Consider the following 23,671-nt stretch of genomic DNA (forward strand, 5'->3'; position numbering starts at 1 on the left):
ATCTGAATGATTAAACCCGAACAATGTGAACGTCTGACTAGAAAAGCTCGCAAAACGCTGGAGGAGTACGGATTGGGCACTGCCGCTGATCTATTGGTATCCTCAAGTCGCTGGGGAATCCGGCTGGATGTATCGACACTCGATGAATATCGCCGAACGGGCAATTCACGTGTGGGCGGCAATCCGGACCTCCCTGAGCATATCCAGTGGCCGCTGACACAGGATGGTGTGCCGATGACTTTCCTTGCCCAGCTGAATCTTGTGGACTTGCTTCCATATACCCCGAATGATGGACGCGTGAGTTTGCCTGAACGGGGAATGCTCTACTTTTTTATTGGAGTGGATGAGCCCGCCTACAATATTGAACATCATGTGATCTATGAGCCGGATTCGCATAACTTGACTAGGCGTGAGCCCGAAGGCGTTACCGCGCTGGAGACCGAATTTGCTGCACATGCCGTTACGGTACTGCCTAATTTGGAGTTTCCTACATATGCTTATGTTGATGCCCAGGGACTGAATGCACTATCCGTACAGCAGACGGGCGAGAGTGAAGTGGCAGACCCGGAAGGGGGGCTGTATGAGCGGTATCTTGAATTCGAATCGGACTGGAATCATCCGAGTACCCAGAATTGGGGCGGAATGTTCGGTTACCCTGACGGCCAGCACCCGGATGCAGAGCATCAAGCCCTGTTACAGATCGTACTTGGTGAAGAATACGAGTATGATGAAGAGAAATGCGAGAACAAGCTGACCGTCCATTATGGCGGAGATCCGGAACGCACACGACAGGAACTGGAGGATACGTTGCTGCTTCTTAAGATAGATACCCATGACGCCATTGGTTTCCAGTGGTGGGATTGCGGAGAACTGCAATTTTTCATTCGTAAATCTGATCTGTTTGCCGGAAGATTCGATCAAACCTATTGTTCGTTATACTCAAGTTAAAATCCAGATTAAATGTATAGAAGCAACAAAACGTCCCTAATTCCGTCTATATGATGGAGGAGGGACTTTTTTTGTTCGTGAATGTTGGTTTTGGTAGGTAGCTTGTTTATATATATAGGGGTGTATTTCTGATTGAAATACGATCATATGTTCTGTATAATGGGATGAAAAGGAAGTGATATCGGTGATTCAATCTGCATTCAAACATATTGATGTGGCAGTAACATCATTGATTGATATCTGTGATGAGCTGTCCGAACAGGATCTGACTTTGACTCCGATTGAGGGGAAACCACCGGTTGGTGAGCTGCTCTCTCATTTGTCGATGATCTGTCGTGCAGGAGTGTACATATCTGAAGGTGCCTCGGAAGAGGAAATGGCTGCGTTTTATGAAGAGAATCAACCCCGTACGTTAAGCGAGATCAAGCAGGCTCTTATTGAGAATCAGATGTATTTGTATCAACGGTACAGGCAATTTAATACAGAGGAACTGCTGAAGGTGACCGATTCCTACTGGGGAGCATCCTATAGTCGTCTGGAATGGCTGCTTGAGATTATGGGACATGTGTATCATCATAGAGGGCAACTATATACGATGCTGACCCTGACGGGAAGAGAGTCCAAGGCGTATTGTTTGAATAATTAGATACATAGAGGTTATGGTGCTGCCTGAAACAGGTCGTTCTGATACAATACATAGAAGCTTGCGAGTCCGGTCCTGCAACAGGTTGAAGGAGCAATAGACGGACGATACTACTTATACGTTAATAGCGGAGGATCATAGGTTGAAACGGTATCTTACATATCAGACGTTACAAGACATGCTTCAGAACATTCCTCATTTGCATCAGGCAACAGTGGTTGAGCCCTTGTGGGCCAGATGGATTCCAGCATGATGACTTTCATCCGGGCAACCTTGTCATCAAGGATGATAAGCTGGCAGGAGTCATTGATTTCAACCGCTTTGATCAAGGTGATCCGGTTCATGAATTTCTGAAGCTGGGCCTGTTTGCATCCGAGACGAGCATTCCCTATTCCATTGGACAGATCCAGAGTTATTTTGACGGTAACGAGCCTGACGAGCAATTTTGGAGATTATATTCCCTATACACAGCAATGGCGCTTGTATCTTCTGTCGTATGGATTCAGCAGGTGAAGCCGGAAGAAACGAATGACATGATGGACAAGATTGAGCGTGTCCGGGAAGATCATGATGATTTTCGCAGATTCGTTCCCCGGTGGTATAATTTGAAGAATCAATGATTCATGGAATCGAAAGGAATAATGCCGTGGCACAGCCAGCTACCATTCTGCTTGTGGATGACGAGCAGGAAATTATTAAACTGATGGAGATTTATTTCGGCAATGAAGGTTACAGAGTTTTGACGGCAAGTGACGGACTCGAAGCACTGGAACAACTGAAGAAAGAACAGATCGATCTGATTATTCTGGATGTCATGATGCCGAATATGGACGGAATCGAGGCGTGCATGAAGATCAGGGAAGAGCAGAAGATGCCCATTATCATGCTGTCCGCCAAGAGTATGGATATCGACAAGATAACGGGACTAAGCATTGGTGCGGACGATTATGTGACCAAGCCGTTTAATCCCCTCGAACTTGTTGCCCGGGCCAAATCCCAGCTTCGCAGGTACTATACGTTCAATGAAGGACGGGAACACAAGGAGCATGAATGGGTCATCGATGATCTGGTCATCAATACGGATACACATGAGGTCTGGGTAGACGAGCAGCCTGTTCGTCTGACCCCGCGAGAATTTGCCGTCCTGGAACTGCTCGCACGTCATCAAGGCTCTGTATTAAGCATGGAGCAGATTTACAGACAGGTATGGAAAGAAGAATTTATGGAATCAAATAATACGGTGATGGTACATATCCGGAAGATTCGCGAGAAAATTGAAGTCGACAGTAAACATCCGAAGTTTATTCAAACTGTATGGGGCGTTGGTTACAAAATGATTAAACCGTAACACGAATGCTGGGATTATATCGCTACGTTGCCTGACAGTTGAAGCACATGAGCAGGGAGTCTTGTAGATGAATTCAAAATTAATTAATACAGTCCGATGGAAGTTTATCTATGCCTTTCTGCTGAGTGGGATTTTGACGGCAGCTATTCTGTATGGCGGCAGCAAGGTTGTGCAATCCATTCTGGCAGCCCAGGTATATCCCGATTACTCCATTCCGGCCAGAGGAATCCGGTGGCTCATTATCCATATTGGTTCTGTTCCACTGATGATTATGATCGGCGTGCTAGCTTTTGTGCTGTTCTTTTTCCTGTTCACGCGCAGGATAATGCTGGTTCTGGACGAGATTACTGACGGTATTCAGGAGGTAGCCAAAGGGGAGCTGTCACACCGGATCGAGGTGAAGACATCGGATGAATTCGGCGTTGTTGCTGCCAGCATCAATCAGATGGCCGAGCAATTGCAGCAATCGCTGCAGGAAGAGCGAAGTGCGGTAGCTGCCAAAAATGACCTGATCACGGGTATCTCTCATGATCTCAGAACGCCGCTGACCTCCATTCTTGGTTTCCTGGAGTACATCGAGAAGGATCGGTACCAGGACGAGATTGAAATGCGTTATTATGTCAGCATTGCATATGAGAAATCCTTAACCTTAAGGAAATTGATTGATGATTTATTCGAGTATACACGTGTTAGCGGTGGAAGCCTTCCCCTGTCTCTGACACCGCTTAATCTGAATCCGTTCCTGATGCAGCTGGCTGAGGAATTTGCTCCCATGCTGGAAGAGGCAGGCATGACGTACAAGATCACTGGCGGTCAAGAGCCGCTCTGGATTATGGCCGCTCCGGGAGAGCTTGTCCGGGCCTACGAGAACTTGTTCAGCAATGCAATCCGGTATGGAGCACAAGGGAAAGTTGTTGAAATTGCATTATTCCTTGATGAGGGAGAAGCAGTGGTCCGTATCAGTAATTATGGAGAATCTATCCCGGCTCAGGATCTGCCTCATTTATTCGAAAGGTTCTACCGGGTCGACAAATCCCGCTCGCGTGAAACGGGAGGCACGGGGCTTGGCCTGGCTATTGCCAAATCCATGATTGAGCTGCATCATGGCCGTATCGCCGCATTCAGTGAGAATGGCAGAACCGATTTTGTGACCCGCTTCCCGCTGGCTCTTTCCTCTGTTCATCATGATTCAGAGGATCAGTGAAGGTAACAGAAGCAGCATATATTAAGAAAATGATAAGAAGTTAACCACTTCCTTATTAAGAAGTATTCGGTAAGCTTAACCTCATCCACAAGGATCTGCATAAATGGAGGAGGAGACCGAATATGAGAAGTTCATTACGTACAGTCAGATTAAGATACATATACATCTGTGGAGCAAGTGCGCTGCTTAGCGCCATGCTCCTGTTTGTCGTTTATCGCATGTCACGTTTCGCTTATCATCACATCTTGTCTGAGGCCACTGGGGTGACTCGTATGGTCCACTGGGGAATCAACCATGTCGGAACAAGGCCCTTCTTGATATTCATCGGAGGAGGCTTATTTGCTCTGTTCTTTTGGATTCGATCCCAGAAAATTTCAGACGATATGAACCGAATTACCATGGGAACACAGGAGATGGCTGCGGGGCAGATCCCCGCCCCGATTGAGGTGTTGAATCGAGGTGAGCTCCGGCAGATTGCAGCCAACCTGAATGAGATCGCGCTTTGCATGCAAAAGGGACAGTTGAATGGACGTGAAGATTTCGCTTCACTGACTGAATATACTCCAGGTCTCGATAATCATGCCGATGAAAAGATGAAAAGAGATGAAGTGCAGCGAGGTTCCGCGCAAGCCGATTTGCCGATCAAACTGACACTGTATGGTGTTCGTTCTGCTCTGGAGGAAATCCTGAAAGGACACTGCCGAGACGAAGCCGAGATAGAGCATTGGGTAAGGCTTGCCTATGAACAGACATTACTTTTACAGCATACACTTGAGTCCGGTCACCTGGGATCACGGGAACATGCTTCCATAGAAGAGCAGGAAGGCAAGGAGCAGGGATATTGAGAAAGAAAATGAAGAAGGGAATTTATCATATTTTTGATGCAGTAGTAGTCGTTGTTGTTATGTTATTGATGGTTTGTCTCTATATGTCTTTATACGGTGAGGCAATGGTGCGCAATCATCCCGAGGTTATAGCTAAAGCTTCTTCGACCGTTATTACCGACTCGACTGGAGCTGAAATTGCCAGATTCCGTACGCAGTCGAGCGGATTTGCAGAATATACGGATCTCGAAGACATGCCGGAGCTGTTGATACAGGCATTTTTGGCTACGGAAGACCGCCGTTTTTATCAGCATGAAGGGATCGATTATATCGGTATTAGCCGGGCTATTGTGCAGGATATCGCACACATGGATTGGAGTCAGGGAGGCAGCTCCATTACGCAGCAGTTGGCCAGAAATCTGTACTTGAGTGGAGAGAAAACGCTGGTACGGAAAGTGAACGAAATGTCGATAGCCATTTCACTGGAGAAGAGATTTAACAAGGATGAACTGCTGGAGATGTATCTTAATCATATTTATATGGGGCGTCAGCAGTACGGAGTAAAAGCCGCTGCAAGGCGTTACTTCGGCCATGAAGATCTGCATCAGCTTGAGCTATGGCAGATCGCTACGCTCGCGGGTATTCCCAAGGGGCCTTCCATCTATAATCCGGTGGATGATTATGAGCGATCCAAGCACAGGCGTTCCGTTATCCTTACTCTCATGCACGAACAAGGTCTGATTACCAAAGAACAAATGCAGGAAGCCCGCCGCGTGGACTATACGCCACCCGAAGCAGCATCTGTGTCTGCTGCAGCAGATCAACCTATGCCGGATTATATATCTGCGGTGGATACAGTGATGCAGGAAGCTGCTCGTATCACAGACAAACGTGAAACGGACATTCAATCCGCAGGATGGACCATTCACACCGGACTCGACAGCCAGGCACAGCTTGTCATGGAGGAAGCATTCCGTGACCCCTCACGGTTTAGCGATGATCGGGAAGATGAACAGGTACAGGCGAGTATGGTTATTGTTGATCAGCATAATGGTGAAGTGAAAGCGATGATGGGTGGGAGAAACCCGGTGACAGGTGGCGTGAACCGGGCAATCACCGACGCGAGACAGCCTGGTTCGGCATTTAAGCCGATTATTGCGTACGGCCCGGCTCTGGAATCGGGTCATTATAAACCGGAGAGCATGCTGCCTGACAAACGCACATCGTATGGCAGTTATCGACCAAGCAATCTGGGAGGACAGTATAGAGGTTCTGTCACGATGTCATTGGCACTCCAGAAGTCCATTAATGCACCAGCGGTATGGCTTCTGAATCAGACGGGGCTGAAGCAGGCGCATGAGTTTGCAAGCAGGCTGGGGATTGAACTGGATCAGGAAGATTTCAACCTCTCCATTGCGCTTGGAGGTGTACATAAAGGAGTATCGCCGCTGAAAATGGCCCAGGCCTATTCCGTGTTTGCGAATGATGGCAGATTCAATACAGCACATCTAATTCGAGAGATTAGGGACACGAATGGGCGAATCATTTACGCGTATCGACCCGAGAACAAGCAGGTGATTACATCCAATACCGCTAATACAATGACCATGATGCTGCAACATGTGGTTAGCCAGGGAACAGGCAGCCGGGCCCAGCTGAGCCGGTATAAGGTGGCAGGGAAAACGGGAACGACACAGGCGGCTGTACCTGGGATCGGCAGTAAGGGTAATCGGGACCTGTGGTTCGTCGGTTACACGAGCAAGTGGACTGCAGCTGTCTGGATGGGATTTGACCACACCGATGCAGAACATTACATGCGTTCGAGCAGTGGTGCGGCGGCAGATTTGTTCGCATCCGTAATGAACCGTGCAGGTCGGTAGAGCCGAATAGATCCAACCTGTTGTCTTTTCTTTCCTGATTTACAACATAAAATATGGATTATAAGGTATAATGTACGTTTTAACGGTTTGGAGGGAGGATGCAATGGGAGATCAAGAACGTAACACCGAGGTTGATACAAGACAATTGTTTGCTGAACCAGAGACAAGGGTGGAGCTGCCTGGAATATCCGGATTGGGCGGCTGGCTTATTCTAATTCAGATTAGCTTAATTGCATCGCTGCTGTTACTGGTTGTGGATCTGTCCCAGGTTTCTGTTATCATGAGTCCGGCCGATCAGGGAATGTTCAGTGAAGCGGATCTGGACCTGTACCATCGTGTCATGAACCCGTTATTATGGTACGGAGTCATAAGTAACGTCGTTCTTCTGATCATCGTTATTGTGAATCTGGTCCTGCTGTATATGAAAAAATGGCAGTTTCCGCGCATGATGATCATGCTGTACTTGGCTAACGTGCTGGCTGCCATCGGGACATGGATCATGATTGGTCAGACTGAGATTCCAGGAGCGCTGAACGCGTTCGATACAGCTCCCGCACGGAATTTAACCATCAGATCGATACTGACATGCTGTATCTTCATCCCATATTTTCTGAAGTCGGTCCGGGTGAAAAACACATTCGTAAAGTAATCATTCTTACCAAGCAATCACCCCAAAACATTACATGTTAAAAGGCCCGTTACAATCAGGTTATTTCCTGCTGTAGCGGGCCTTTTCTATGACCGTCTAATGTATAAGTCGACTGTAATTCGAGAACCGATTATGACTTGGCCCTTAGCACGCCAGGCATCCGGCGTATCATCTGGTTGAGAACTTCAGAGAGGACAAGTCCTACAGCGATGGCTCCGGATAACATTAGTGCTTTGGCTGCCATCTCCATGGCCGCACTGTAGTCATTCTGTACAAAGCTGCGCATGGCGTTATACGCGAGACCACCGGGGACGAGTGGAATAATGCCGGCGACGCTGAAGATAATGACCGGCGCCCGGAACAGGCGGGAGAACATTTGGCTGATCACACCAACTGCGATGGTAGCTGCAAGTGTGGCAGGAACGGCATCTGCCGCATATTCCAGCACGACATAGATAATCCAGCCGATCATGCCGACGAAGCCGCCATGAAGCAGCATGCGGCGTGGTGCATTGAATATGATGCCAAACGCAGCTGAAGCGACAAAGCTGGTCAGGGCTTGTTCTATAAAATGAAGCATAACCTGCATACCTCCGTCTTACGTAAAAAGTGAAAATACTACCGCAATGCCTGTACCAATGGCAAACGCCGTCAGGAACGCCTCAGCTCCCTTGGATAACCCGGATACCAGATGTCCAGCCATCAGGTCACGCACAGCATTGGTGATCAGGAGTCCGGGTACGAGCGGCATGACCGATCCGATAATGATTTTGTCGCGTTCATGTCCAGCTCCGATAGCAACAAGTAAGAAGGCGAGCAAGCCAATAACAAAAGAAGCGCTCAGCTCTGCGAAAAACTTGACCAGCACCAGCCGGTGGAAAACAATAACTGCAGCATAACCGATTCCTCCGCAGATCACAGCAGGCAGGAAGTCATCCCAGCCTCCGCCGAACATGATGGTAAAACAACCGCTCGAAAGTGCCGCGGCAAGCAGTTTGACCCGGGCAGAATAGGAAGAGGGTTTACCTTCAATCTGCAGCAGCAGATCATGGGCTTCCTGAACGGAGAGTTCCCCTTGGCCTATGCGGCGGGAGACGGCGTTCACTTCGGACACCTTATCCAGATCTGTGGTGCGCTCGGAGATCCGAATCAGCTTGGCTGGTTCGGTAGCATCCACCGAGAAAAAGATACCTGTCGGTACAACATAGCTATGTGAATGAGGGAGTCCCAGGGCGGCAGCCATCCGTTTCATCGTATCTTCCACACGGTAGGTTTCGCCCCCGCTTTGCAGCATGATTTTGCCTGCCAACAAGCAGATGGCAATCACGCGGGACTGTTCAGTCGTATTCTTTTCCGAAATCTCCTTCTCGGTCTGGACCGTGGGAAGGGGATCAAGAGAGTTGTATTCCAAGCGGGATCATGCTCCGTTTCTTATGAGATAAGGCCTGGGGCCGACACCATTGTATCATATTTCACACGTGAACACGGAAACATACCGCACGAGGGATAAAGTCATACACACATTTTTAATACATTCGCTCAATCGTTTGCAGAAGCACCAAAAAGGCTCGTTCCTATTCCCCGGAGGTTACAGGAGCGATGCCTTTTGAATACTGCGTTATTGCACATTGTATGGACTACATTAACAGGGTAATAACCAGCAGCTCATACAGCACGAGTGGCAGGATGGTTGGTCCAAACAGTGCGCGCGGTTCCGGATATCCATGCATTGGTGTAACCTGAAGATACAGAATTCCCCGATCCGCACTGATGATGACGCCTTCCCATACCTGACCATCGATATTTTGGACCTGTACTTTCTGGCCCACATACTGCCGGGCTGTATGATGAAGCATATTCCGCACACTTTGCACGGATTGGAGCATCGGTTGATTGGCCTGATAGACGACGCGTGCGGATGGTGTGGATGTGGATTCAGACATGGTGCACAACCCTTCCTCGAAATAAGTTCTTACTTCAAGGTATGCATCCGCCTACAAAAGGTGATTACACAAATGACATCTGAAGTGCCGCGCGTCCAGCCTGAACATTGACATGGCCCAGTGCTCCGTTCACAAAAGTAATCTGCGGGGGGATGTGTCCGAGGTCCACATCGTATAGTACAGGCACATTCAGATCCCCCAGTGCCGAGGACAGGGCATCGGTGAAATTGAAATCTCCGGTATCCGAATACCCTGCTGGTCTGCCGAACAAAAAGCCCTTTACGCCCGCAAACCAGCCGGCCTGTCTCATCTGCCACAGATGGCGATAAATATCCCCCGCATTCATCTCGCAGCTCTCCAAATACCAGATGGTGCCTTCATCTGCGCAATACTGGTCCAGATACGTTGCAACCGGAGCATAAGGAGTGCCGATTAGGCAGGTGATCGTATCCATACAGCCGCCCAGGAGTCGTCCCGAGAACATAACAGAGGCGTTCGCATCATCAGGTTGACCGAGAAGTTTCCAGCGAGAAGGGGTGTCCAGATTGAAACCGGGTGACTCCCGTATCCAGGCCGATTGATAATGAGTGGAGGAAGATTGCGTAATCTGTCCTCCCTGACCCGTCTGTAATACATCAATCCAGCGGGCAGTCACCGGGTCGAGCTTGTTCGATCTGAGGTCCACATAATTGGTGCCATGTGCTGTAGCCGTTCCCGTGAGCAGGGTATAGGCGAATAAAAAGGTGCTGATATCCGAGTAGCCCAGAACCCATTTCGGCGGTAATGTCCGTAGAGCTTCCCAATCCAGCAATGGCAGGATATCCATCAGAAATTCTCCGCCCCAAGGTGGAATGATGGCCTTAATAGCTGGATCATGGAAAAAGGTGTTTATCTCTTCTGCACGGTTCTCTTTGGATGAGCTTACACATTTGATATTTTGCCGCAGCCAGCGGCTCTCCTGAACGTGAAAACCAAGGTGCTCCATATTGCGTTTGCTCTCATTCAGATAATGATGCAGGGATTCATCCACACCACTTGAAGGTGCGGCTACACCAATGGTGTCTCCTGAAGCAAGCGGCTGGGGGTAACGGATGGAATGGGTATTCATCGTGTAAGCCTCCGTTTCTGTTCATCTTTGTTTTTTTGATAGATGATTTCCATTATATAGAACACCCCTATTTATTCCAGCTGCTATTTTAGAATTAGTTATCTAATGGAATTTCGAGAGAGAACGGTGCTTTGATTTTCATTGGATAAGTGCTCAGCTTCATTTGTAGATGGCCTTTTATTTTTGCTCCGTTTTCTAAAGTAGAGTGGACAGTTGTAATCCCCGAAGAATCTCCATCCCCAGAGCGGTAACTTGAAGTTGGCACATTGTAAGTCTTGCCAGCTTCGTCCTTAATCTCGGTAAAGCCCAAAGCAAATCCGCCCTCCATGTCAGGTACAGAGAACATTAGAATCCGGTCTTTTCCAGCAATCTGGCTTCCCATAAATTTCATGGTTGGAGGACCTCCTGTAATAGTCCCAGACTCCAAATCAAGGGAGAGATTTAGTTCATCTTTATTCAGACCAGAATGACCAGATCCCTGCAAAGTCAGCTTTTTTGGAATGGAGAAGTACATGCTTTCGAAATAGATAGATTGCTCATCTTCACCCATCGTTGTGTCCGTTCTCCATGCACATCCTTGCTCATCAACCAGTTGAAGATCGCTGAGCCCAAACACCTTCTTCGTATTTTTAGGATCGAATGCCACATCAAGCACGAGACGAGTAGGGTAAAGCGTAGCTTGTTTGACATCAATACGCTGCCCATCTACCGTTAATGTTTGATTCACCGGCAGGACTCTCTTCATGCCTTTGGTTAAATTTTTGTCTACAGGTAAGGTGATCTTCCATTCTCCAGGATTCGCTTTACCTCTGGTTTTGAACACCACACTCAGCTCGTCGGGAGGGGTGGCCTCGTTGGTAAAGACAACATCAATCATATTCTCGTACACATTTTCGTCTGAAGTGGGTTTGGGTGAAGAATAGCCAAAAGCAACAGGAAGATTCTTGCCATTCTCATCAAGCAAGTCGATATCATACTCACCCTTCTCCGGATCTTTCATGCCTTTCATCGTATAAAAAATTACCATGCGTGACTCGTCAGTAATAATACCGTCAATGGTCACGGAAGCGCCGTCATGCTCGTCGGTAATACCGACTTTCTGCAGCAGGGATTGATCAATCGCCATCTGCAGCCCTTTATCCTGGCGAATCATGCTGACGATTCCTTCCATGCCAGGCCATTGCTCCACGAAGGAGGCAAAGGCGGGGGAGACTCGGATACATCCGGTAAACAGCAGGATGATGGTCGCTGCCGAGATTGAGCTCATGTACCAGCGTACCCGCGATTTGCGCCTGCGTGCAGCTTGACGTATTCCTGTCTGTACGGAATGCAGCACAGCTGCATCTGGGACGGCGATCATATCGTATTCCATTTTACGTCCATGCAGACGTTGTTCCAAATCTTCAAACTGCTTCTGTTCATCGGTCATGATCATGCATCTCCTTTCATTTCTAGCTGAGCACGAAGCTGTCCAAGTGTCCGGTGAAGTCGGGATTTGACCGTACCAACCGGAATGTCGAGGATCTCTGCGGTTTCCGTCAAGGAGAATCCTTCGAAATAACTCAGGATAATAATCTGCTTGCAATCCGGGTCCAATGCAGATACTGCTGCGGCGAGATCCGGGTCTTCGGGCCGGTCCCAGCTGCTTGGTTCGTGCATCTCCGTGACGGGGCTGTAACGGTTCTTCCGTTTGCGCTCGTCTGCACAGTAATTGAGCAGGATACGAATGAGCCAGGTGCCGAAGTATGAAGGCTCTTTTAGCTTTTTTAGTTTGCGGTATGCTCGGTATGTAGACTCCTGTATCGCTTCCAGGGCATCACCCTCGTTGTGCAGGTATGCATAAGCGATCCGATACAGGCGGCTCTGATGCATTGCCATCAAGGCTGCAAAAGCCTCAGCATCCCCTTTTTGTGCGGCAGCGGTAAGCTCTGTAGGGGTCACATGGCGCCTCCTTTCATGGCTCTGTTTCGTATTAGACCGTCTGAAGGGCCAATCGGTTCTTGCTTTTAGAAAAATATGTAGATCATTGCTCAATTCTGTTCAATATGGATCAGATCGCAAACAACCGCCAGGCTGTCTCTTTGTAGTTCAACAAGAGTCCTGACGGTTATTCAAGTTTGGTTTCACTTTGCATGCGATGGATTACTATTTGGTTGCGGCTGCTTCTCGCAGACATGAGGCGGTAGAAGTGTTGCCACGTTCGGTTGCGATGTCCAGTGCAGTTTGACCTGCTGCATTCAGAGCATTCGGGTCCGCACCGTGCTGTAGCAGCAGTTGAATCAGTTCAGCCTGATCCGTATGAAATGCTGCAGAATGGAGGGTATTCTGTCCATCACTGTCAAGGATGCTGCAAGATGCTCCATGTTCCAGCAACAAACGGATGACCTCTGAAGAACGCTCTCCTGCAAGCGCTGCATGCAGTGCCGTATTGGAAGGAATGAATGAGATCCTGGAATGAGAAATGGCATTTACGTCTGCTCCATGATCCAGGAGAGTACGAACTGCATTTGCTTGTCCATAATGCGAGGCATATCCCAGTGGGGTAAGCCCATCTCCATTCTCGGTGTTGGCCAGCTCAGGGAAGGTAGCAAGAACCGATTGCAGCTTCGCTGCATCACCATGTTGCGCTGCCTGAAATAATGCGTGAATTGCTTCGGATTGATTCAACCGAATGACCTCCTTCTTTTAGATCACTCACTTCAATTGGCTTTTCGTGAGATAGTTCAATTATAGGGAACACTCCCTAGAGGTTCTTCTTGAGAATCACCTTTTTACCCGAAGCTGGGAAGGAGATGTGTGAAATCTTTTGGAAAATAGAGTACTGAACGAGCCAAGGCTCTCAAAGCCAACTTCATAACACACATCGGTGACTGATTTTCCCGTATCCAGCAGAAGCCGCTTGGCTGCCTGAAGTCTGAGCTCAGTGAGATACTGGTGAGGCGTGATGCCAAACAGCTCTTTGTAATTCCGGAGAAAATGATTAACAGATAAATGCGCAATGGATGCCGTCTCCGCTAACGTTATTGGCCGATTGTAGTAGGCGCGTATGTATTCATGACCAATATATATTCTGCGATATAATTCTTCTCGGGTAGAAGGCTTGGCCATATCAAGTCCGTCAATCTCAAACCGGACTTCACGATGTGAATCCAGCATATGAATGGCAAGCTGATGAAGCTGCTCTTCAAGTCCCCAGCCGTTAATCGTACCCATAATGTATGATGATCTGAATCGATTTAGGGCTGTACCAAGCCGATTAGCCATAGGATATGTACGCTCTATCCACTCCATTGAGCCAGAATAAGTAGCGGCATGGGGTTCATTCAACAGCTGCCGGTCAGTGCTAAGAGCATTACGGCGGATCTCCTCCATGAAGCCAGGAGGAAAAAAGATACAGAATGATTCAACGGGTACAGGCGAATCAATATGCAGACTGTATTCCTGTCCCTCGTTAAGAAGCAAGTAACGTTCGTCGTCGACCGAGAAGTGCCCGTGCCCTGCTTCATAGAGTGTTTTTCCGTAACGGAACGTTTTTAGCGACAGAGCTCCGCAGCCTTTCCAGTCGAATTGGGGCCTAGTCTCATGCAAAATAAAGGGAGAAGGAGTAGAAGGAGCTCCAAGGTTTTCCGGCATCCTATATGACCTCCATTCTAATCCATATAAAGTCGCTTAGCTGCCTCTAGGCCAGGTACGGCAAAACAGGCGAGTGGGGAAGGCAGGTCATGGAGCGGGAACCAGCCGATCTCGCCAATCGCTCCGCCTTCTTCCAGGTTCCGGGCGATGCCGCGGATATTCCGGGCCGAGTAGAGGACCGATATCCAATGTTCTTCTCGTTCTGGACGAATGGTCTCAGCGGTGCAGAGCAATTGATCGATGGTAATATCCAGATCCACTTCTTCCTTGATCTCCCGAATGACCGCCGTTTCCAGTGATTCGTAAGGGTCGACTTTGCCCCCGGGAATGCTCCACGTGGACTGCTCCGGCTGACGATTCCGCCATACGAGAAGCACCTCATTACGTTCGTTCAGAATAACGGCCCCCACACCGATACGAGGTTGATCGGAGACAGCTGCGACCGGCATAGTGGATGCAGAGTATTCGGATTTCAGCTTCGGCGACGTGGACTGAAACGACAGCGGAAGTCCGGTGCGGGCAGCCCACTCCTCCGCCAGAATACTCATGGAGATCAGGTCATAATGGGTTCCATCCCGCAAGACAGCGGAGCGCTGCCGACCTTCCTCCCGGAATCCGGCTTTTAAGTACGCGCGTCTGGCGGCTTCATTGTATTCAATCACTTCCAGCGCAATCCGGTTCAGATTCAGTTCATGAAAGCCATACCGAATAATCAGGGCTAGTGCATCACTTCCGTATCCCTGACCACGGTCCTTATCTTCACCAATGCCAATGGCAAGACGAGCCGAGCGATTGTTCCATTCAATTCGGTAAAGAGCGGTAAATCCGATAAATCGATTGTCCTCCAGTGTTCGCAGGGCAAATTCAAAACCGTTATCTCTTCGGACAGCAGATGAACCCGTCTCGTCCGGGGTTAGCGGAACCGCAATGTCTGTATCCAGGTTGCGCAAATATTCGTAATTGTCCGTGTAACGTGCCAGACGCATGCAATCTTCCGGGCATGGGGCAGCGAGCCGGACTTTGGAGCCGTGAAAAGCATTCAAGTTACGTGGAGCCATGCTGCGTACACCTCTTTTGATTTATAATCTGCTTTAGGTTTTAGGTCGTGTAAGCTAAAAAATATCTCGTATGTTTATTATACTATGGATGCCAGACACTTACCGAAGGACAGCAAAAAGGCTCTGCCGACCCGGTTGTCAGCAAAGCCCTGTTGGTGGGGCGCATAGCCCGATGATGGATTATAACGAATCGGAATTCTGTACAGAAGGACGGTTTATATTTTTGCCATAATAAATCTCATCCATCTCAAGCTTCAGCCACTCCGTAATTTCATGCTGTTCCGCCTGGCTCAGCTTGTCCTTGGTATAACCAAAGAGGTAGTTATCGAGGTCAAACGCCTTCAGCTTGCATTTCGTGTGGAAAATATTTTCCTGATACACGTTAACGTCAATCATGTCGAAGCCTTTTTTGATCTCGTCCGGAATATAGTTCTGAATCGAACCGATTTCGTGGTCAATAAACAGCTTGCGGCCGCTCGTATCCCGCGTGAATCCACGAACCCGATAATCCATGATCATGATATCCGTGTCGAAGGAATGGATCAGATAATTTAACGCCTTCAGCGGCGAGATTTCCCCGCAGGTGGAGACGTCGATGTCCGCACGGAAGGTACTTATCCCTTCACTGGGGTGAAATTCAGGATACGTATGCACGGTGATATGGCTTTTGTCGAGCTGCATGACGACATTGTCGGGGAGCGGACCTGGGGATTCTTCAAAAGACTCCTCCGGAACCTCCACGATCGGTCCTTCCGAGACAAGCATCGTTACGCTGGCCCCTTGAGGGACATAATCCTGCTGCGCGATATTGAGTACATGCGCACCAATAATGTCCGCGACATTTTTCAGAATTTTGCTCAGCCGATCCGCGTTGTACTGTTCATCAATATATTCAATATAAGCTTCGCGTTCTTCTTTGGTTTTCGTGTAGCAGATGTCGTACATGTTGAAGCTCAGCGACTTGGTCAGGTTGTTGAACCCATGCAGTTGAATGCGCTGCTCAGGCGTTAATGTCATGGCTGCAGTTCCCCTTTATCCATACGACATGGTAATCGCAGTTTTAATACTACTTATACCCAACCTTCCGCCAAAAAAAACATAAGTACGAATTCCGACTTATCCAGCCGCATTAGAATGAGGAGTCCTCATATTCGCTTACGCTGTTCATCCGCTCGTCTTCGGCGATGGACTGAATATCCTCGGAAGTGACACTGATGATCGTGTAATCCTCATTCTGCTGTCTCTTCACGGCTTTTTCCTTCACGAAACGGGGGCTGCCCTCTGCGGCATCCTCATCATAGACCAGCAGGATGCCGTCGCTTTTGCGCAGCAGCAAGTCATCCCGTGCTGTAAATTGCCATGGGCCGATGTAAGGCTGCTTGCTCACCGCTCCGTAGTAATCCACGCCCTGAAGGATGGTGCGGTAGTATTCCTGCTTGTCTTCCTTCCATTGTTCCTCCGGGTTCTGAAACGCAGTGATGATGGACAGCTTCAAGTGGGGATAGGTCTTTTTTAGCTCAAGTACCACCTCGCAGGCCCACAGGTCCACACCATATTGTCCGGGAGTCAGCACCCACTCCAGCCCATCCTCCACAAGCGGCGTGAGACGGGAGGAGATGGCCTTTTTGATGAAGGGAATTCCTTCATGCTTCTGTCCGAAAATTTGCAGTTCATGTGCCCGGTATCCGGTAATTAACAGGTTTTTCAGCTTAACTTCCTCCTTCTCAGCACGACTTGTCCTCTAAACGCCCAACTGTCAAGATTACTTCGTAGCGGGCGCATCTGTACGGAAAGGATAGAGGAACTGCTTCGGAATATCCGTCTCGAAGGTCATGAGTTCGTCGGTCGTAGGATGAATGAAGGATAACACGCGCGCATGGAGTCCAAGACGTCCAAGTGTTTTGGTGCGTGAACCATATTTCTTGTCACCTGCAATGGGATGGCCGAGATCTTCCATATGCACGCGGATCTGATTTTTGCGGCCGGTCTCCAGCCGAACTTCGAGCAGGGAGAATTCACGGTTCGATTGCAGTCTTTTATAGTGTGTAATGGCATGCTGTCCATCATTGGGACGTGGACTGGAGTACATTTTCAGCGTTTTGCTCTCCTTCAGCCACGAGGAGATGGTGCCCACCGGTTTGGCTACCTGACCTTCGACAAGCGCCACGTATACGCGTTCCTGCACCTTGTCCTTCCAGTTGTCCTGCAGATTCTGCTTCACTTCCTCACTCTTCGCAAACATCATGACACCTGATGTATCCCGGTCGAGCCGATGCACGACAAATATGCGGTTACGCGAATCGGTGCGGCGTACGTGCTCAGTCAGTTGACGATAGGCGGTGATTTCATCGCTCCGATCTGCTGCAATGGACAGTAGTCCGGCATCCTTGCGAATCACGATAATGTCATCGTCTTCATGCAAAATCGTGAGTCCTGACATGGTTGGTGCGGCTACGGCGCCTTCCTTGCTGATGGAAACCATCTGTCCAGGCGTCAGCGGATGGTTGAACTTGGTGACTACGGTCTGATCTACGGATACTTGTCCCCGTCCGAGGATGGACTTGACTGCATTCCGGCCTGATTTTAGATGCTGGAGCAGGAAGTTCAGCAGCTCATCCGGTTCAGTTACTTTATATTGGCGAGGTGGTTCCTGTTTACGATAATGGGCATTGCCCGCGCGTTTAGGAGCACCTGAATGTTTGGGTTTGGAAGCTGCCGAGGCACTCGCTGGTCCTTTACCTTTGGCCGATGGACGGCCTGTTGATCGATTGCGTTTATTCATGAATACTAATCTCCTTCTGAACAGCCTGTACCGCTTGTCTGCATACGATCCGTTCATTTCGTTTATGCAGTTCAATATACCATTAACCGGGTGCAATTAAAAATAGGTGGATCGAATCAGTTATCCATCCAAGCGAGCGAGAATCGAGATTCATAGAATAACGTATCCCAAAGCATTGGAGGTGTTACTCATGGGTGTGTTCCTCGATATGAGAACTTCGATGAACTCGCCATTTGCAGGATTCCCCGGGGTGAACATATCCAATACCCCAGTAATGTTCGGCTCCATTGGTTTGCAGACCCTCGGAGTTTCCAATCCGATTATCACCTTGAACGGTACGATCGGTGTTATTGGTGAACCGGGAGATACGTTCGTTGTTGAGCTCGTACGCGGCAGCGCATATAATCCGCAAAATGTGATCTATCGTGCTGAAGGCACGGTAGGTGAGAACGGTGGTGTCGAATTCCATTCGTTCACGGCACAGGATCTGGCCGCACCACCGGCCCTGGAGAGTGTGTACTCTTCGTTTATTTCGGGGGTCTCCACAGCGGTGCGTACCGGACCAGAGATGTTCTATGGTATTGCAGCTACTGGCTAGTTCAATAGCAAGTGACCAAACACAAAAAATCCCGGACTTAAACGAGTCCGGGATTTTTACTATACAAACATATGAAGGTGATGCTAATCATATTGACTTTTTCTTGATACTGAGCTGCGTTACTGAGATCTGACCGCAGATCAGTTGGGGCGGCCATTCAAAATGATGTTGTTGGCTTTGCCGAAGTCGATGCCGACTTTGCCCGCCAGTGCTGCCGTACGCTCAGCGAGTACAACGGCGTTGACCCCGCAGGAGAAGAGAGCGACATCGAAGGAATGTTGATTTGTTACAATCCATTGCAGCGTTTCTGCCATCTGATCCCAACTATCGAAGGGAAGAGCAGCCGCGATGTTCAGATGATAGGGCTCCTGCACAAGTGCTGCACGAAGTTCCTCGATTTCGCGAGTAACGAGCAGCACCCGTTTCCCTGCAAGCATTCTCCAGAAGCGGGGCATCTGGACCAGTTCCCGATTCACACAAGCATGGCAAGTGAGCGCTGGAGAGATGCCGAAATGCGCAAACAACATATCGGTCAGCGGTCTTTTGAGATAATCCGGAGCTTTAATTGTAAGGTCACCGAGTGGAAGCACCCCTACCAGACTGGCCCGTTGCAGGGAAGCAGCAACCTCATCCCGGAGCTGCAGGTTGGGAAGGCGAAGCCCTTTTTGACCTCGATTGGCCTTGATGGCCCATCGCTCCTTCAGAACCTGCTCCGTCGTCCAGACGGTTTCCTGGGACATGACAATATTCTCGCCATCGCCCACCCGGACAAGAGAGAATGGACGTTGTTCTCTTATCGCCGCTTCCAGCTGATCCAGCACACCATCGATTTCAAGATATTTCGAGTTCATAGCAGCATACAAACCTCCTTTAAAAATGGAACTGCTCTATTCTATGTTCGCGCTGCGCCAACGTTTTGTACGTTCAACCCGCAGGGCCAATCTTGGGATGTATATCAATCTATTTATATAAGAAATAGTGCAAGCGTCCGTACCGGTTCGATCTTCCTTTCATACGCTATAGAGTCGACTGCCAAAAACTATGAAATGAATCTGATCTCCACACAGGAAGATTGGCAGATTCGAAGGAGGAGGAAGGTTATGTCCAGGAAAGTCGTGATAGAGATTAATTTCAACAACTATGGATTGGACCCGCAGCGACTTACAAGAGAATGGTTGGAGCGGAGAATGAGCATTTTTCGCACCTTTACCTTGCACTCTCTTAAGGCGCAGACGAATCAGGATTTCCTGACGGTTGTGAAGCTATCCAAGGAGTCGGGAGATTTGATGCAGGAGATTCTTGCCCAGCAGGAGCCCCTTCCCAGCAACATTCGATTCGGGACCCATATCGAGAGTGTACGGGCGATTCTGGCCTTTGCTGAAGGAGCGGAGCACATCTATATTGCCCGTCTGGATTCAGATGACCTGTATCACCGGACCTTCGTCCAGCAGCTCTATGACGTGCAGCCACAGCCGCAGACGATGGCACTAATCAATCAGAACGGTTACCTGTGGGACAGCGTGAATAACGAGATGGCCCCGGCGTTTCACCGTTCACCGCAATTCTATGTCTACTTATACAAAACGGCCGAGTATGCAGCAGGATACCGGGTGAAGCTCCCGGGCAGAGGTACGCATGGCAATGTCATCGATCTGCCGCACGAGCTGCTCGCTCCGCGCAATTATGTCAACATCGTTCATTCAAACAACACGTCGGTTAAAAAGGTACCGCCAAAAGACCGGTTAAGCCGGGATGAGATGGCTCAGGTATTACGTGAATTTATGATCTGACCAGGGAGGGATTCATTCATGATTAAAGGACAAACGATTCTGATCACTGGAGGAACAGGCTCCTGGGGTCAAAAGCTGACTGAGGTCCTGCTGGAACAGGACCCTGCCGAGATTCGCATTCTGTCGCGTAACGAATATGCCCAGATTGCCATGCAGCGGGAATTCAGCCATGATGCCCGTCTGCGATTCCTCATCGGGGATATCCGGGATTACCGCGCAGTGGAAGATGCGTGCAAGGGTGTGGACGTCCTTTTTCATCTGGCTGCATTGAAACATGTTCCGGTATGCGAGGACCAGCCGGACGAAGCGTTTAAAACGAATGTCATCGGTACGCAGAACATTATCCGGGCCGCGATCCGTATGCAGATTCCCAAAGTCATCGATGTCTCGACCGACAAAGCCGTAGATCCGATTAACGTATACGGCATGACGAAGGCACTGGGTGAAAAGATGATGATCCGCGCCAATTGGCTGAGTGAACACACCCGTTTTGTCTGCATCCGCGGCGGCAATGTTCTGGGTACAAGCGGCAGTGTGGTGCCGCTATTCCGTCGTCAGATTGATGAAGACAAAAGTCTGACCATTACGGATGAGGGCATGACCCGCTTTTTCCTGACCCGTACGGAAGCTATTTATTTACTGCTCAAGGCGGCTGAGGCTGCGGTAGGCGGAGAGACATTTGTGATGAAAATGAAAGCCTGCAAAATGACAGATCTGGCATCAGTCATGCTCGAACAGGCCGGACGTCCGGCCAGCGATTACAAGGTTACGGGAATCCGTCCGGGCGAAAAATTGCATGAAGTGCTGGTTTCGCCTTTTGAGGCGCCGCGCACCTATCAATACGATAAGCAATATTACGTGATCCTGCCGCAGGAACCGGACAAGCGCCTGACTGATGCATATCGTACATTGCCCCGCGTGACCTTTTCCGAGTACCGTTCGGACAGTGACATGATGAAGCGGCAGGGCATTGCTGAATTTTTGCGTGCAGGGGGCTATATCGACTAATAAGGGAGGCGGAGCGTTTGGAAGTGGATCATATGCAAGACAGAATAAACAGCCGCTCCCTGAAAGCCGTCGTGATTGGTCTTGGTTATGTTGGACTTCCCATGGCGGTGGAGATGGCACAGGCCGGTTATCGCGTCCACGGGATTGATATAGATGCTTTCAAGGTGGCAAGACTTCGTGCGGGTGATTCATATGTCATCGGAATTGAAGACGAGACTATACAATCGCTAACCCAAGCCGGGTTATTTACAGCCGGTACGGATTATGCCGCAGTTACGCAGGCGGATGTCATTGTTATCTGCGTGCCTACGCCGCTGACGGCCGATCATCAGCCGGATATTTCATATATTGCTGCAGCGGTGGATGGCATGACTCCTTATTTGAAGGAGGGCAGCTTGGTAATATTGGAAAGCACGACGTACCCCGGCACAACGGAGGAGCATGTGAAGCAGCCGCTCGAAGCAGCCACAGGCTGGAGAGCAGGCGAACAATTGTATGTCTGTTATTCTCCCGAGCGGGTGGACCCGGGCAGTGTGAACTATGGTGTGAAAAACACCCCGAAGATTATCGGTGGTTCAACACCTGCCTGCCTGTCCTATGGTAAAGAATTCTATGGCTCATTTCTCAATGAGATTGTTCCCGTCAGTTCAACGACCGTGGCCGAAACGGCGAAGCTGTTTGAAAATACATTTCGCAGCGTCAATATTGCGCTGGTGAACGAGCTCACGCCTGCCTGTGAACAAATGGGCGTAAACATCTGGGAAGTGCTGAATGCGGCAGCAACCAAGCCGTTTGGCTATATGCCGTTCTATCCTGGTCCAGGCATCGGTGGACACTGTATCCCCATTGACCCCATCTATCTGTCCTGGGCGGCTAACCGGCAGGGATCAGATCTGCAATTCATCACACTCGCAGACGCGACCAATCGACAGATGCCGGAGCGTGTGGTTCAGCGTGCAGCAGCACTGCTGGAACAGGCGGGTAAGCGGGTTCAGGGAGCACGCGTTGTACTGGCAGGCATGGCTTACAAGAAGGATATCGACGACTTGCGTGAATCGCCGGCGCTGGACGTCTTCCGCCTGCTGAGCGCAGCGGGAGCAGAGGTTGTTTTCACAGACCCCATGGTACCGGTCTTCCGCAAGGATGATGGCTCCGTGCTTCAGTCTCAGCCCGCTGTGCCGGGCTTATGGGCTTGGGCCGACCTGGTGATCATCACGACCGACCATTCGGGTTTCAATTATCAGGAAATGGCGGATCACGCAAAGCTCATTTTCGATACTCGGAATGCGACAGCCGGGTACCATGGAGGCCATATTGTGGTGTTGGGACAGCCTAATCGGCCTGAGACAACAGCGTTGCAAAGCGTCCGGGTAATGAATGAAGTGCCAGAGAAAAAAGATGAAAAAGAGGGGCAGTTGCTGCCGAATACAGCGGAAGTTCAGGGTGGAGCCAAGGAAGAGCCTGCACATCTTCAAGAGAAATCGGGGGATACCCATGGCGAATCATGATCGGGTAAGTGAACGGTATTATGGCGAGATCAACTCGGAAGATTCACATGAAGCCACCCGGACCCGCATCCACTGGATGTGCCGGGAAGCAACCGGCAAACGAATTCTGGACGTTGGATGCAGTCAAGGGATCACCTCCATTTTACTGGCGCGTGAGGGGTTTCGTGTAACAGGGGTTGATCTGGAAGAAGAGAGTATCCGGTATGCGCAGGCAGAGCTCGCCAAAGAGTCCAAACCTGTCCGGAACAATGTGGATTTTCGCATGCTGGACATTACGCAGTGGAAAGTAAAGACCACCTTCGATACCGTGCTGCTCGGAGAAGTGCTGGAGCATTTTGCCCATCCGGAGATATTGTTGCTTCAAGTTCACCGGCTGCTGCAGGAGGAAGGGACGCTGATCGTAACTGTGCCGTATGGTTATCATCCGTTCTATGACCACAAGCAGACGTTCTATGCAGGAAACCTGGCGATGTGCCTGATGCCGTATTTCGAAGTCTTGAAACTGGAGGTTCATCATAAATATTTATGTTGCGTGGCCCGCAAGCGGCGGAAAACGCAGCTGCATATGTCGCCAACCCTGAAACAGGTGACCGAGTGGATGCAGCTGGATCATGTGCATTTTGCAGAGGTCGAGCAGAACCATCTTCGCCTGATGAAACTGCGCAAGAAGGCACTGGATCAGGCGGTGGAGCAGGTGAAGCGGCTTCGTCGTCAGGAGAATGCGGAAGGGTAACGAGTGAAGGAAGA

General features: G+C 49.6%; 26 protein-coding genes and 1 pseudogene. 13 read left to right on the top strand and 14 right to left on the bottom strand.

All coding sequences use genetic code 11. The features are described from left to right. Window positions 1–6 precede the first annotated feature (6 nt). From CHI14_RS14870 to CHI14_RS14905, 8 genes are all read left to right on the top strand, one after another. Window positions 7–948, top strand: a complete 942-nt coding sequence (locus tag CHI14_RS14870) for a YwqG family protein (protein ID WP_095289287.1) — start codon at window positions 7–9, stop codon at window positions 946–948. A 184-nt stretch (window positions 949–1,132) separates the two neighbouring features. Then, window positions 1,133–1,594: a DinB family protein gene (locus CHI14_RS14875; protein ID WP_095289288.1), complete on the top strand. Its 462-nt coding sequence runs from the start codon at window positions 1,133–1,135 to the stop codon at window positions 1,592–1,594. 215 nt (window positions 1,595–1,809) lie between these two features. Then, window positions 1,810–2,211 (top strand): aminoglycoside phosphotransferase family protein, encoded by a 402-nt coding sequence (locus tag CHI14_RS14880; RefSeq protein ID WP_249281119.1) that lies wholly within the window; start codon window positions 1,810–1,812, stop codon window positions 2,209–2,211. Next, the gene (locus CHI14_RS14885) at window positions 2,208–2,939 is read left to right on the top strand and encodes a response regulator transcription factor (protein WP_170948143.1); all 732 of its coding nucleotides are present in this window, start codon (window positions 2,208–2,210) and stop codon (window positions 2,937–2,939) included. Before CHI14_RS14880 ends, CHI14_RS14885 begins: the two co-directional genes overlap by 4 nt. 67 nt (window positions 2,940–3,006) lie before the next feature. Further along, the gene (locus CHI14_RS14890; protein ID WP_095289290.1) at window positions 3,007–4,143 is read left to right on the top strand and encodes a sensor histidine kinase; all 1,137 of its coding nucleotides are present in this window, start codon (window positions 3,007–3,009) and stop codon (window positions 4,141–4,143) included. A gap of 122 nt (window positions 4,144–4,265) precedes the next feature. Further along, entirely contained in the window at window positions 4,266–4,988 is a 723-nt protein-coding gene (locus CHI14_RS14895) for a HAMP domain-containing protein (RefSeq protein WP_095289291.1), read from the top strand. Window positions 4,989–4,996: 8 nt separating this feature from the next. Then, window positions 4,997–6,847 carry a transglycosylase domain-containing protein gene (locus tag CHI14_RS14900; protein WP_249281120.1) on the top strand — a complete coding sequence of 617 codons (1,851 nt, stop codon included), beginning with the start codon at window positions 4,997–4,999 and terminating at the stop codon, window positions 6,845–6,847. 103 nt (window positions 6,848–6,950) lie between these two features. Then, window positions 6,951–7,496, top strand: a complete 546-nt coding sequence (locus CHI14_RS14905; RefSeq protein WP_170948144.1) for a DUF2569 domain-containing protein — start codon at window positions 6,951–6,953, stop codon at window positions 7,494–7,496. Window positions 7,497–7,626: 130 nt separating this feature from the next. Here the strand turns inward: CHI14_RS14905 and CHI14_RS14910 are convergent, their stop codons facing one another. From CHI14_RS14910 to CHI14_RS14970, 13 genes and pseudogenes are all read right to left on the bottom strand, one after another. Next, window positions 7,627–8,076 (bottom strand): threonine/serine exporter family protein, encoded by a 450-nt coding sequence (locus CHI14_RS14910; RefSeq protein ID WP_095289294.1) that lies wholly within the window; start codon window positions 8,074–8,076, stop codon window positions 7,627–7,629. A gap of 18 nt (window positions 8,077–8,094) precedes the next feature. Further along, window positions 8,095–8,856, bottom strand: coding sequence for a threonine/serine exporter family protein (locus CHI14_RS14915; RefSeq protein ID WP_095289373.1), 762 nt, complete (start codon window positions 8,854–8,856; stop codon window positions 8,095–8,097). A gap of 277 nt (window positions 8,857–9,133) precedes the next feature. Continuing rightward, window positions 9,134–9,439 (bottom strand): hypothetical protein, encoded by a 306-nt coding sequence (locus tag CHI14_RS14920; protein ID WP_095289295.1) that lies wholly within the window; start codon window positions 9,437–9,439, stop codon window positions 9,134–9,136. Window positions 9,440–9,503: 64 nt separating this feature from the next. Continuing rightward, a complete protein-coding gene (locus tag CHI14_RS14925; protein WP_095289296.1) occupies window positions 9,504–10,547 on the bottom strand; it encodes a S66 family peptidase in 1,044 nt (347 codons plus the stop codon). A gap of 94 nt (window positions 10,548–10,641) precedes the next feature. Then, window positions 10,642–11,976 (bottom strand): DUF4179 domain-containing protein, encoded by a 1,335-nt coding sequence (locus tag CHI14_RS14930; RefSeq protein ID WP_170948145.1) that lies wholly within the window; start codon window positions 11,974–11,976, stop codon window positions 10,642–10,644. Between the two features lie 2 nt (window positions 11,977–11,978). Beyond that, window positions 11,979–12,488, bottom strand: coding sequence for an RNA polymerase sigma factor (locus tag CHI14_RS14935; protein ID WP_249281121.1), 510 nt, complete (start codon window positions 12,486–12,488; stop codon window positions 11,979–11,981). 204 nt (window positions 12,489–12,692) lie between these two features. After that, window positions 12,693–13,214 (bottom strand): ankyrin repeat domain-containing protein, encoded by a 522-nt coding sequence (locus CHI14_RS14940; protein ID WP_095289298.1) that lies wholly within the window; start codon window positions 13,212–13,214, stop codon window positions 12,693–12,695. A gap of 96 nt (window positions 13,215–13,310) precedes the next feature. Then, window positions 13,311–14,180: an AraC family transcriptional regulator gene (locus CHI14_RS14945; protein WP_095289299.1), complete on the bottom strand. Its 870-nt coding sequence runs from the start codon at window positions 14,178–14,180 to the stop codon at window positions 13,311–13,313. A gap of 17 nt (window positions 14,181–14,197) precedes the next feature. Continuing rightward, a complete protein-coding gene (locus CHI14_RS14950; RefSeq protein ID WP_095289375.1) occupies window positions 14,198–14,629 on the bottom strand; it encodes an NUDIX domain-containing protein in 432 nt (143 codons plus the stop codon). Between the two features lie 117 nt (window positions 14,630–14,746). Beyond that, a pseudogene (locus tag CHI14_RS14955) lies at window positions 14,747–15,238 on the bottom strand (GNAT family N-acetyltransferase); the annotation flags it as partial. Between the two features lie 180 nt (window positions 15,239–15,418). After that, window positions 15,419–16,255: an adenosylmethionine decarboxylase gene (gene speD, locus CHI14_RS14960; protein WP_095289300.1), complete on the bottom strand. Its 837-nt coding sequence runs from the start codon at window positions 16,253–16,255 to the stop codon at window positions 15,419–15,421. Window positions 16,256–16,367: 112 nt separating this feature from the next. Next, window positions 16,368–16,946: an SLOG family protein gene (locus CHI14_RS14965; RefSeq protein WP_095289301.1), complete on the bottom strand. Its 579-nt coding sequence runs from the start codon at window positions 16,944–16,946 to the stop codon at window positions 16,368–16,370. A gap of 54 nt (window positions 16,947–17,000) precedes the next feature. After that, window positions 17,001–18,020: an RluA family pseudouridine synthase gene (locus CHI14_RS14970; protein ID WP_095289302.1), complete on the bottom strand. Its 1,020-nt coding sequence runs from the start codon at window positions 18,018–18,020 to the stop codon at window positions 17,001–17,003. 208 nt (window positions 18,021–18,228) lie between these two features. Here CHI14_RS14970 and CHI14_RS14975 point away from each other — a divergent pair, with 208 nt between their 5' ends. Continuing rightward, complete coding sequence (locus CHI14_RS14975) at window positions 18,229–18,618, top strand: hypothetical protein (RefSeq protein ID WP_349290375.1); 390 nt, start codon at window positions 18,229–18,231, stop codon at window positions 18,616–18,618. 140 nt (window positions 18,619–18,758) lie between these two features. On the opposite strand, the gene CHI14_RS14980 is transcribed toward CHI14_RS14975, so the two are convergent. After that, complete coding sequence (locus CHI14_RS14980) at window positions 18,759–19,469, bottom strand: GT-D fold domain-containing glycosyltransferase (RefSeq protein WP_095289304.1); 711 nt, start codon at window positions 19,467–19,469, stop codon at window positions 18,759–18,761. A 249-nt stretch (window positions 19,470–19,718) separates the two neighbouring features. On the opposite strand from CHI14_RS14980, the gene CHI14_RS14985 reads away from it, so the two are divergent. The 4 genes from CHI14_RS14985 to CHI14_RS15000 are packed head-to-tail and all read left to right on the top strand — an operon-like array spanning window position 19,719 to window position 23,657. Then, complete coding sequence (locus tag CHI14_RS14985) at window positions 19,719–20,408, top strand: glycosyltransferase (RefSeq protein ID WP_095289305.1); 690 nt, start codon at window positions 19,719–19,721, stop codon at window positions 20,406–20,408. A gap of 18 nt (window positions 20,409–20,426) precedes the next feature. Continuing rightward, the gene (locus tag CHI14_RS14990; protein ID WP_095289306.1) at window positions 20,427–21,416 is read left to right on the top strand and encodes a polysaccharide biosynthesis protein; all 990 of its coding nucleotides are present in this window, start codon (window positions 20,427–20,429) and stop codon (window positions 21,414–21,416) included. A gap of 32 nt (window positions 21,417–21,448) precedes the next feature. Next, the gene (locus tag CHI14_RS14995) at window positions 21,449–22,924 is read left to right on the top strand and encodes a nucleotide sugar dehydrogenase (RefSeq protein WP_249281122.1); all 1,476 of its coding nucleotides are present in this window, start codon (window positions 21,449–21,451) and stop codon (window positions 22,922–22,924) included. Next, a complete protein-coding gene (locus CHI14_RS15000; protein WP_095289307.1) occupies window positions 22,911–23,657 on the top strand; it encodes a class I SAM-dependent methyltransferase in 747 nt (248 codons plus the stop codon). Before CHI14_RS14995 ends, CHI14_RS15000 begins: the two co-directional genes overlap by 14 nt. The last annotated feature ends 14 nt before the right edge of the window (window positions 23,658–23,671 follow it).

Origin of the sequence: Paenibacillus sp. 7516, assembly GCF_002272715.1 — a bacterium.
GTDB classification, from domain to species: Bacteria; Bacillota; Bacilli; order Paenibacillales; family Paenibacillaceae; genus Paenibacillus; species Paenibacillus illinoisensis_A.

Coding starts and splice junctions, on each gene's coding strand:
- CHI14_RS14870 (WP_095289287.1), top strand. CDS start 7: ATGATTAAACCCGAACAATGTGAACGTCTGACTAGAAAAGCTCGCAAA.
- CHI14_RS14885 (WP_170948143.1), top strand. CDS start 2,208: ATGATTCATGGAATCGAAAGGAATAATGCCGTGGCACAGCCAGCTACC.
- CHI14_RS14890 (WP_095289290.1), top strand. CDS start 3,007: ATGAATTCAAAATTAATTAATACAGTCCGATGGAAGTTTATCTATGCC.
- CHI14_RS14895 (WP_095289291.1), top strand. CDS start 4,266: ATGAGAAGTTCATTACGTACAGTCAGATTAAGATACATATACATCTGT.
- CHI14_RS14900 (WP_249281120.1), top strand. CDS start 4,997: ATGAAGAAGGGAATTTATCATATTTTTGATGCAGTAGTAGTCGTTGTT.
- CHI14_RS14905 (WP_170948144.1), top strand. CDS start 6,951: ATGGGAGATCAAGAACGTAACACCGAGGTTGATACAAGACAATTGTTT.
- CHI14_RS14910 (WP_095289294.1), bottom strand. CDS start 8,076: ATGCTTCATTTTATAGAACAAGCCCTGACCAGCTTTGTCGCTTCAGCT.
- CHI14_RS14920 (WP_095289295.1), bottom strand. CDS start 9,439: ATGTCTGAATCCACATCCACACCATCCGCACGCGTCGTCTATCAGGCC.
- CHI14_RS14925 (WP_095289296.1), bottom strand. CDS start 10,547: ATGAATACCCATTCCATCCGTTACCCCCAGCCGCTTGCTTCAGGAGAC.
- CHI14_RS14930 (WP_170948145.1), bottom strand. CDS start 11,976: ATGACCGATGAACAGAAGCAGTTTGAAGATTTGGAACAACGTCTGCAT.
- CHI14_RS14945 (WP_095289299.1), bottom strand. CDS start 14,180: ATGCCGGAAAACCTTGGAGCTCCTTCTACTCCTTCTCCCTTTATTTTG.
- CHI14_RS14950 (WP_095289375.1), bottom strand. CDS start 14,629: ATGCCGGTCGCAGCTGTCTCCGATCAACCTCGTATCGGTGTGGGGGCC.
- speD (WP_095289300.1), bottom strand. CDS start 16,255: ATGACATTAACGCCTGAGCAGCGCATTCAACTGCATGGGTTCAACAAC.
- CHI14_RS14970 (WP_095289302.1), bottom strand. CDS start 18,020: ATGAATAAACGCAATCGATCAACAGGCCGTCCATCGGCCAAAGGTAAA.
- CHI14_RS14975 (WP_349290375.1), top strand. CDS start 18,229: ATGAGAACTTCGATGAACTCGCCATTTGCAGGATTCCCCGGGGTGAAC.
- CHI14_RS14980 (WP_095289304.1), bottom strand. CDS start 19,469: ATGAACTCGAAATATCTTGAAATCGATGGTGTGCTGGATCAGCTGGAA.
- CHI14_RS14985 (WP_095289305.1), top strand. CDS start 19,719: ATGTCCAGGAAAGTCGTGATAGAGATTAATTTCAACAACTATGGATTG.
- CHI14_RS14990 (WP_095289306.1), top strand. CDS start 20,427: ATGATTAAAGGACAAACGATTCTGATCACTGGAGGAACAGGCTCCTGG.
- CHI14_RS14995 (WP_249281122.1), top strand. CDS start 21,449: ATGCAAGACAGAATAAACAGCCGCTCCCTGAAAGCCGTCGTGATTGGT.
- CHI14_RS15000 (WP_095289307.1), top strand. CDS start 22,911: ATGGCGAATCATGATCGGGTAAGTGAACGGTATTATGGCGAGATCAAC.